9 protein-coding genes are annotated in these 7,787 nt (G+C 72.3%); 6 read left to right on the top strand and 3 right to left on the bottom strand.

Translation table 11 applies throughout. The features are described from left to right. Positions 1-20: 20 nt before the first annotated feature. From metF to ABZ721_RS37745, 4 genes are all read left to right on the top strand, one after another. Positions 21-1,016 (top strand): methylenetetrahydrofolate reductase [NAD(P)H], encoded by a 996-nt coding sequence (metF, locus tag ABZ721_RS37760; protein ID WP_358793343.1) that lies wholly within the window; start codon positions 21-23, stop codon positions 1,014-1,016. 25 nt (positions 1,017-1,041) lie between these two features. Then, positions 1,042-1,554, top strand: a complete 513-nt coding sequence (locus tag ABZ721_RS37755) for a methylated-DNA--[protein]-cysteine S-methyltransferase (protein WP_358793342.1) — start codon at positions 1,042-1,044, stop codon at positions 1,552-1,554. A gap of 143 nt (positions 1,555-1,697) precedes the next feature. After that, positions 1,698-2,426 carry a 2OG-Fe(II) oxygenase gene (locus tag ABZ721_RS37750; RefSeq protein ID WP_358793341.1) on the top strand — a complete coding sequence of 243 codons (729 nt, stop codon included), beginning with the start codon at positions 1,698-1,700 and terminating at the stop codon, positions 2,424-2,426. 1 nt (position 2,427) lies between these two features. After that, positions 2,428-2,919 carry a hypothetical protein gene (locus ABZ721_RS37745; protein ID WP_358793340.1) on the top strand — a complete coding sequence of 164 codons (492 nt, stop codon included), beginning with the start codon at positions 2,428-2,430 and terminating at the stop codon, positions 2,917-2,919. On the opposite strand, the gene ABZ721_RS37740 is transcribed toward ABZ721_RS37745, so the two are convergent. Beyond that, positions 2,908-3,459 carry a PadR family transcriptional regulator gene (locus ABZ721_RS37740; RefSeq protein WP_358793339.1) on the bottom strand — a complete coding sequence of 184 codons (552 nt, stop codon included), beginning with the start codon at positions 3,457-3,459 and terminating at the stop codon, positions 2,908-2,910. The two genes, ABZ721_RS37745 and ABZ721_RS37740, sit on opposite strands and share 12 nt — an antisense overlap. Before the next feature lie 92 nt (positions 3,460-3,551). Between ABZ721_RS37740 and ABZ721_RS37735 the strand changes: the two genes are divergently transcribed. After that, on the top strand, positions 3,552-4,892 hold the full coding sequence (locus tag ABZ721_RS37735) for an MATE family efflux transporter (protein WP_358793338.1): 1,341 nt from the start codon (positions 3,552-3,554) through the stop codon (positions 4,890-4,892). 25 nt (positions 4,893-4,917) lie between these two features. Here the strand turns inward: ABZ721_RS37735 and ABZ721_RS37730 are convergent, their stop codons facing one another. Beyond that, positions 4,918-6,132: a GNAT family N-acetyltransferase gene (locus ABZ721_RS37730; protein ID WP_358793337.1), complete on the bottom strand. Its 1,215-nt coding sequence runs from the start codon at positions 6,130-6,132 to the stop codon at positions 4,918-4,920. Positions 6,133-6,261: 129 nt separating this feature from the next. Next, positions 6,262-6,474, bottom strand: a complete 213-nt coding sequence (locus tag ABZ721_RS37725; RefSeq protein ID WP_358793336.1) for a DUF4287 domain-containing protein — start codon at positions 6,472-6,474, stop codon at positions 6,262-6,264. A gap of 356 nt (positions 6,475-6,830) precedes the next feature. Here ABZ721_RS37725 and ABZ721_RS37720 point away from each other — a divergent pair, with 356 nt between their 5' ends. After that, positions 6,831-7,784 (top strand): terpene synthase family protein, encoded by a 954-nt coding sequence (locus tag ABZ721_RS37720; protein WP_358793335.1) that lies wholly within the window; start codon positions 6,831-6,833, stop codon positions 7,782-7,784. Positions 7,785-7,787 lie beyond the last annotated feature (3 nt).

The following is a 7,787-nucleotide window of genomic DNA, read 5'->3' as shown; positions in this document are numbered from 1 at the left end:
AACGCTCATGGAGGCCCCTCATGAGCACCCTGCGCGAGATCCTCGCCTCCGGAACCCGGTCCTTCTCCTTCGAGTTCTTCCCGCCCAAGACCGACACGGGCGAACGCACGCTCTGGCAGACGATCCGGCAGATCGAATCACTCTCGCCGACCTTCGTCTCCGTCACCTACGGCGCCGGCGGCTCGTCGCGGGACCGCACCGTCGCGGTGACGGAGCGCCTCGCCTCCGACACCACGCTGCGCCCGGTCGCGCACCTGACCGCGGTCGGCCATTCCGCGGCCGAACTGCGGCACATCATGGGCCGCTACGCCGATGCCGGTATCCGGGACGTCCTCGTCCTGCGCGGCGACCCGCCCGGCGACCCCGGCGGCCCCTGGGTCACCCATCCCGGAGGGTTCGAGTACGCGCACGAGCTGGTCCGTCTCGTCACGACTCTGGGCGACTTCAGCGTCGGCGTGGCGGCCTTCCCCGAGCGGCACCCCCGCTCGCCGAACTGGGACGACGACATCCGGCACTTCGTCGCCAAGTGCCGGGCCGGCGCCGACTACGCCATCACCCAGATGTTCTTCGACGTGGACGACTACCTGCGGCTGCGGGACCGGGTGGCCGCCGCCGGGTGCGACATCCCGATCATTCCGGAGATCATGCCCGCCACCGACGTCCGGCAGATCCGGCGCTTCGCCGAACTCAGCAACGCGACCTTCCCCGCCCCTCTGGCACACCGCCTCGACGCGGCCCGCGACGACCCCGCCGCCGGGCACCGGATCGGGGTCGACCACGCCAGCGCGATGGCGGAGCGGCTGCTCGCGGAAGGAGCCCCCGGGCTGCACTACATCACCCTCAACCACTCGACGGCCGTACTGGAGATCCACCGGAACACCGTCCAGTGTTCGGGCCGGCTCGCCACCGCTGCGACCAGGCCCGTCACCGCCGCTGTACAGCGGCCGCGGGCAGGAAACGCCGCGTCCGATTTCCGCCAGCTCCGACGTCCCGCGTCACCGATAGTGGGGAGGTGAGGGCAGCTACGAAGGGAGCACGATCATGAAGCTCTACAGCATTGCCGACAGCCCGCTCGGCGACCTTCTCCTGGTGGGCGAGGCGTCCGCCACGGCGCGCGGCGGGATCGCGATCGAGTCCCTGTCGATGCCCGGGCAGAAGGGCGCGGCCACGGTCCAGGACGGCTGGCAGCGTGACGACGAGGCGTTCGCCGACGTGACGCGTCAGCTCCGTGCGTACTTCTACGGGAGCGCGAAGACCTTCGATCTGGAGTTCGCGGCCGGGGGTACGGCGTTCCAGCAGCGCGTCTGGCGGGCGTTGGACGACATCCCGTACGGGACGACGACCACCTATGGGCGCCTCGCGGAGCACCTGGGGGTCGAGCGGGCTGAGATCCGTGCTGTGGGTGCGGCGATCGGGGCCAATCCGCTGCTCCTGGTCCGCCCCTGCCACCGGGTCATCGGGGCCGACGGCTCGCTGCGCGGCTACGCGGGCGGTGTCGGACGCAAGCAGGATCTCCTGATCCACGAAGGTGCCCTGCAGCCCGTCCTCATCTGAATCCGACGCGCACCCTGCCGGACCGCGCCACCGCCGGAGGATCCCATCCCGGACGATCCGCCCCGAACCATCCGATCCGCGCCCCGCCGGACGGCTGCCCGGCGGGGCGCGGGTCCTCCGGCCCCACCACTTCGGAGAACCGCATGCGTACCGCTTTCACCATCACCGAGGCCCGCCGCAGGGTGGCCGCCGCCGACTGGACGGCCGTGGCCGCCGAGCTCGACGCCCAGGGCTGCGCCCTGACGCCGCCGCTGCTCACCCCCGACGAGTGCCGCGCCTTGACCGCGCTGTACGACGACGCCGAGCGGTTCCGCTCCACCGTCGACATGGCCCGTCACCGTTTCGGCTCCGGCCAGTACCGCTACTTCACCCATGATCTCCCCGCGCCGGTAAGGCAGTTGCGGCACGCGCTGTACCCGCGGCTGCTCGCCGTCGCCCGTGACTGGGCGGAGCGGCTGGGACGGCCCGCTCCGTGGCCCGACGAGCTGGAGGAGTGGATCGAGATGTGCCGCGCGGCCGGCCAGGACCGGTCCGCGCAGATCCTGCTCCGCTACGGGCCGGACGACTGGAACGCCCTGCACCGCGACGTCTTCGGCGACATGCTCTTCCCGCTCCAGGTGGTCGTCGGGCTCGACGCCTACGGGACGGACTACACCGGTGGGGAGTTCCTGCTGGTCGAGCAGCGGCCCCGGGCCCAGTCGCGCGGCATCACCACCGTGCTGCCGCAGGGCCACGGCCTGATCTTCACCACCCGGGACCGGCCCATCCGCTCCACCCGCGGCTGGTCGGCCGGCGGCATGCGGCACGGCGTCAGCACCGTGCGCTCCGGCCGCCGGCACGCCCTGGGCCTGGTCTTCCACGATGCCGCCTGACATGGACGCGAAGCGATGGTCTGCCCGTGAGCTCGCCCGCTCCCCGCTGATGCCCGCCGCGCAGGCCGCCCGGTTCGCGGAGATGCCGCCGCCCGCCCCGCACACCGAGGCCGACCTCCGTTCGCTGCTGGCCCTGCTGACGGCGCCTGCCGCGGCCGTGTCGACCGTCGCGGTCGGGCACAGCCGGGACGCGGCCTCGCGGGCTGCGGCCGAAGCTTTCGTCGCCGCGTGGCAGGCCGGGGGCGGCACCGTCGTCGCGGTCGTGGACTGGCCGGAGCAGGCGGCCTCCTGGTTGCGGCCGGCGCTGCGCCTCACGGCGCAGGACCCGGACGCGTGGGTGATCGCCGCCGCCCCCCTGGGCTGGGCCCAGTTGAGCCGCAGACTCAGGCTCAGCACCGACTGGAACCCGCGGCGCACCTACGCTTTCCCGCCGCTGGAACCGGACGGGGATGCGGACCCGCCGGTGCGGCCGCCCTACCGATCAGGTCCGTGAGGCGGGTGCGCCGGGTGGGCCGGTGAGTTCGGCGATGGCGCTGCTGAGCCAGGCCTTCTCGGCGGTGCCCGTCGCGCGGGCGACGGTGAGCAGGCCGCGGCGGAAGAGGTCGTCGGCTTCCTCCGCCCGTACCGGCTTGCCGTCGGCGTAGAAGAAGCTCGCGGGCGTTTGGAGGAAGTCCAGGCGGCGTTGCAGGACGGCGGTCTGGGCCGCCGGGTCCTCCAGGTGGCGCAGGAAGGCGAGGAAGGTGTTGAAGCGGGTCGAGTCGGTGATTTCGACCGGCTTGGGGTCGCGGAGGCGGGCGCGCAGACGATCGCGGCCGGCGGGGGTGAGGGACAGGACGCGGCGGGGGGCGGCTCCCGCGCCGGGTTCGGTGCGCTGCTCGAGAAGGCCCGCCGCGGTGAGGCGGTTGATGGCCGGGTAGAGGGCGCCGTCGCTGACCGGGCGGACGTGGCCGCTCAGCGCCGTGATGCGCTCCTTGAGTTCGTAGCCGTGCAGGGGCTCCTCGTGGAGGAAGCCCAGGATCGTCAGTTCCAGCACCGTCGCCTCCCGTTCCTCTTGCCGTGTCGCTCCCACCCATGGTACCTCTAATCGAGCTACCTCGAATCGAGGTATTCGAGAGTGGGGGTCCCATGAAGCGCGGTCGGTTGGTGTCGCTCGCCGTCCCGGTCTACTTCGAGCTGCTGGCCGGAGTCGTCGCGGGAATCATCGACGTGCTGTGGGTGGCTGCGCTCGGCGGCGCGGCGGTGGCGGCCGTGGCGGTCGCGACCAATGTGGAGAACGTGCTCCTCGGCGTGATCATGATGGCGGCGTCCGGGACGACGGTGCTGGTCGCGCACGCGGCGGGGGCCCGGGACCCGGGCGCGGTGCGCTCTGCCGTCCGCGGCGGGTGGGCCCTGTTCGCCCTCGTCACCCCCGCGGTGGCCGTCGGCGGCTGGCTGCTCAGGGAACCGCTCGCCCGGCTGGTGCTCGGCGGGCACGAGGGGGACGTACTCGCTCTGACCGTCGGGTACTTCGCGATCTCACTGCCGGGCGTCGCGGTGTTCTTCGCCCAGAACCTCCTCGACGGCATCCTGAAAGGAGCCGGAGACACCCGCACCCCCATGGGGCTGAGCTTCCTGGGCAACGGGTTGATCCTGGTGCTCGACCCGCTGCTCATCCACGGACTGCTCGGCCTGCCGCCCCTGGGAGTCCGCGGCGCGGCCCTGGCCACCGTCCTCGGCCGGTCCGTCGCGCTGGCCGTGGGACTCGCCGCGCTGCGCCGCAACCGCCTGCTGCGGGAGGCAGCCCGCGCGGATCCGGCGCACGGTACGGCCCAAGCGCTGCGCCGCACCGCGGCCACCGGGCTGCCGATCTCGGGCGACTTCCTGGTCAGGATGGTCGGCTCGCTCGCGATGGTGGCGATCGTGGCGCGGCTCGGCGTGAGTTCGGTGGCCGCCTACGGCATCGCCACCAAAGCCATGTACGTGGCGACGATGGCGTTCTACGCGGTGCGCCAGGCCGCCGCGATCCTCACGGCGCACGCGCTGGGAGCCGGGCGCGACCAGCGGAGCGCGATCGGACGGCAGGCCGTGCTCACGGGTGGCGCGCTCGGCGCGGGCGCGGCGCTGACGCTGCTGGTGGCGGCGCCCTGGGTGATGGCGGCGTTCGGCGCACAGGGCGAGGTGGCCTGGGCCGGGACGCTGTTCCTGCGCTGCCTGGGGCCGTACCTGGTCCTGCTGGCGTGCTTCATCGCGCTCGGCGGGGTGTTCCAGGGCGGCGGCGCGAGCCGCCAGCTGGTGCGGGTCACGCTGGTCGGAGTCGCGGTCCAACTGCCGCTCGCGTACGGCCTGTCGGGCTGGGGGCTGCCCGGAATCTGCTCGGCCATGGCACTGAGCGCCGCGCTGCAGTGCGCGGCGGTGGCGGGACTGTTCCTGCGGTTGACGCGCCGACGGGAGGACAGCGTCCGGACGCGGATCGCGGCGCTGCGCTGACGGCAGCAGGGGCGGGCGGCGCGGGTCAGAACCAGTGCAGGCAGTGCGGGGGGCGCTCGGCGCGGAACAGGGTGTCGGCGAGGGCCGCCGCGCCCGGGCGGTGGGCCCGGATGTGCCCCGCACGCACCAGCGTGCTCGGGACGGTGCCGCCGAGGTAGATCGAGCCCAGATCGCTCACGTCCAAGGACAGGTCGGGCGCACGGTCGGTCGGCACGCACTCGGCCTTGTTGTCGCGGACGGTCAGCAGGTAGCGGCCGTGCTGGCCGAGGAACGGGTCGTCGACGTCGAGGACGAGCTCGCCGTCGGCGAACCAGCCACGCGCGGTCAGCGCCCGCGGGACATCCAGCAGGCGCACCCACAGCCAGTCGGTGTCGCCGCTGACCTCGCCGGCGCGGAAGTCCGCCAGCTGCCAGCGCAGCGGGTGTTCGGGCGGGCAGTGCTTGAACACGACGCGCGCGACCAGGTCGTGGCCGAGCACGAACCGGGCCAGGGCCGTGGAGACGGCGTCGTCGGTGGCGATGGTCTCGTCGACCGTCAGGGTGTCGCCGTCGCCGAGCGCGTAGCTGGCGTAGCCGTCCGGGACGCCGTCGGCGTCGCGGTGGACGGCGACGTACCGGGGCGCCGGCGCGACGGGGGGTTGGCCCGCGCCCACGGCCCACCAGCGGTACGGCCGGGACAGCGCCCCGGGCTGCGCGCGGCGGTACCGGTCGTAGACCTCCTCCAGGATCGTGCCGCACTCGGTGCGCCGCAGCAGCTCCACGGATCCGGCGCCCGCGCCGGCGGCGCCTGCGCGGGGCAGGGCGAGGGCGGCCCGCGGGCGCGACACGGTCAGCTTCTGCGTGTAGGTCGCCGGCCCGTACCCGAACCTGCGGTAGATCAGGGCCTCGGAAGCCAGCAGGACGGAGAGGAATTCCCCGCCGTCCCGCACGGCGGTGAGCTGATGGCGCATCATCGCGCGCAGAACACCCTGGCGTCGGTGCGTGGGCAGGACCCCGACGGCGGTCACCCCGGCCGCCGGGACGAGGATCCGCCCGGGCAGCGTGAGCTCGAAGGAGTACGCGGCGGCGCTACCGACCGGCCGCCCGTCCGCCGCCACGGCGAGCAGGCCACGCTCCATCTCCAGCGCCGCCCACCACACCCCGCCGCCATCGGTCGGGGTCTCGGGGAAGCGCCCGAACGCGGCATGGAGGGTGCCGACCAGGACGTCGCGGTCCTCGTCGGTCGTGGGACGGATCTCCATCGCTGCCGCTTCCTGCTCGGGACGCGGGCACCACGACTCGTGGTGCCCGCCACAGTGCAACGTCGCCGGCCTGCCGGGTCAAGCGAATATCGGCGCAGCCGGCGGCCGGCCGCCCGACCTATGCCCCGCTCACTGCGCACTGTCCTCGGCGAGGGTGTGGGCGACGAGGGCGTTGGCGTGCCCGTGCCCCAGGCCGTGCTCGGCCTTGAGCCAGGCGACGAGCTCCATGTGCTTCGTCAGCGGCGAGGAGCGGATCAGCTCCTTCCACTCGGCGACGGGTCGGCCGTACTTCTTCTCGATCGAGGGGAAGTAGCTGGCAGGGCCCTTCACAGGTTCGGTCACGTCGCTGATCCCGTTCACTCGCGGTTGATGATCGTAGATTCTCGCGCAACCGGCGCTGACGGCAAGAGCGGGACGTCCCGCCCCGCGTGGTCGGTGCCGCGGAGCAGGCGGGGCGGGTGGGGTTCGGTCCGCTGAATGGAACCGTGCTCGACGGGTGGGTGGGCGCATCCGACACTGGCTGGCGGACCGATAGAGACCTAGCGTCGGTCAATTCTGCCCGGACACGTCGACGCCACAGGGCAGGCCGATTCTGACGAGCGCATTCAGGGGGAGAGTTTCGCATGCCCGTTGACGTGGATTTCCATATGCCTTTTCCGGCTCCCGGGGCGCGGCAACCCCAACTGGAGCGAAGCCGGGTGCGCGGAGTGAACTGGGCCTGCCGGCACGGCCTCATATCGGGGACCGAGCCGGCGATCGACTATTTCCTGAGCATGCGGCTGGCCGACGTGGCCACCGGGTTCAGCCCGTATGCCCGCGGAGACGATCTCGACGTGATGACCGATGTGATCACCTGGACCGCCGTATGCGACGACTTCTTCGACGGAATGGCCGGGGACGACCCGGGAGTGGCCGAATCGGTGGTCGAGGCCCTGTCCGGGGTCATCGGCCGGAATCCCGTTCCGCTGGATCCCCTGGTGCCGTTCACCCCGCTGGTCACTGCGACGGCGGACCTCTGGGAGCGGATGGCGCACCCCATGGGGGAGCTGTGGCGCGCCCGCGCCCGGCGCAACTGGCGCCGCTTTCTGCACTCGTTCCTCGTCGAGGCGGAGGTCCGGCGCAGCCGGTCGGCTCCCACACTGCCGGAGTACTTCGCGCTGCGCCGGGAGACCATGGCGATGTACCTGTATCTCGACGCCGCCGAGCGTGCCGGCGGCTACGAGGTGCCCGACCGGGTGCTGGCCAGCGAACCGGTCGAGGAGCTGTGCCGGTTGCAGATCGAGATCCTCGCCTGCTGCAACGACGTGCATTCGGTCGAGCACGAGGAAGCACGCGGCGACACCCACAACCTGGTCCTCGTCCTGGAAAGGACGCAGGGGCTGCGCCGGTCGGAGGCGATCGAGACACTCCGTGAGTGGGTGCACCGGCGTTCGCAGCGGTTCCTGCACGTCGCCTCGCACCTTCTGGGAACCGGCAATCCGCTGGGACTCGACGCGGACAACCGTGAACTCGCCGAGCAGTACGTCATGACGATGATGTACCAGCTGCGGACCACGTACGACTGGAGCCGGTCGACCGCCCGCTATTCCTCACGCTGGCAAGCGGCCTCCAGTTTCTCCTCCCAGCAGCGGCCCCACTACATCAACCTCTAGCGG

The organism is Streptomyces sp. NPDC006733, assembly GCF_040636125.1.
Lineage (GTDB): Bacteria > Actinomycetota > Actinomycetes > Streptomycetales > Streptomycetaceae > Actinacidiphila.
The sequence above is the reverse complement of the archived record's forward strand: the minus strand, read 5'-3'. Positions and strand labels throughout refer to the sequence as shown.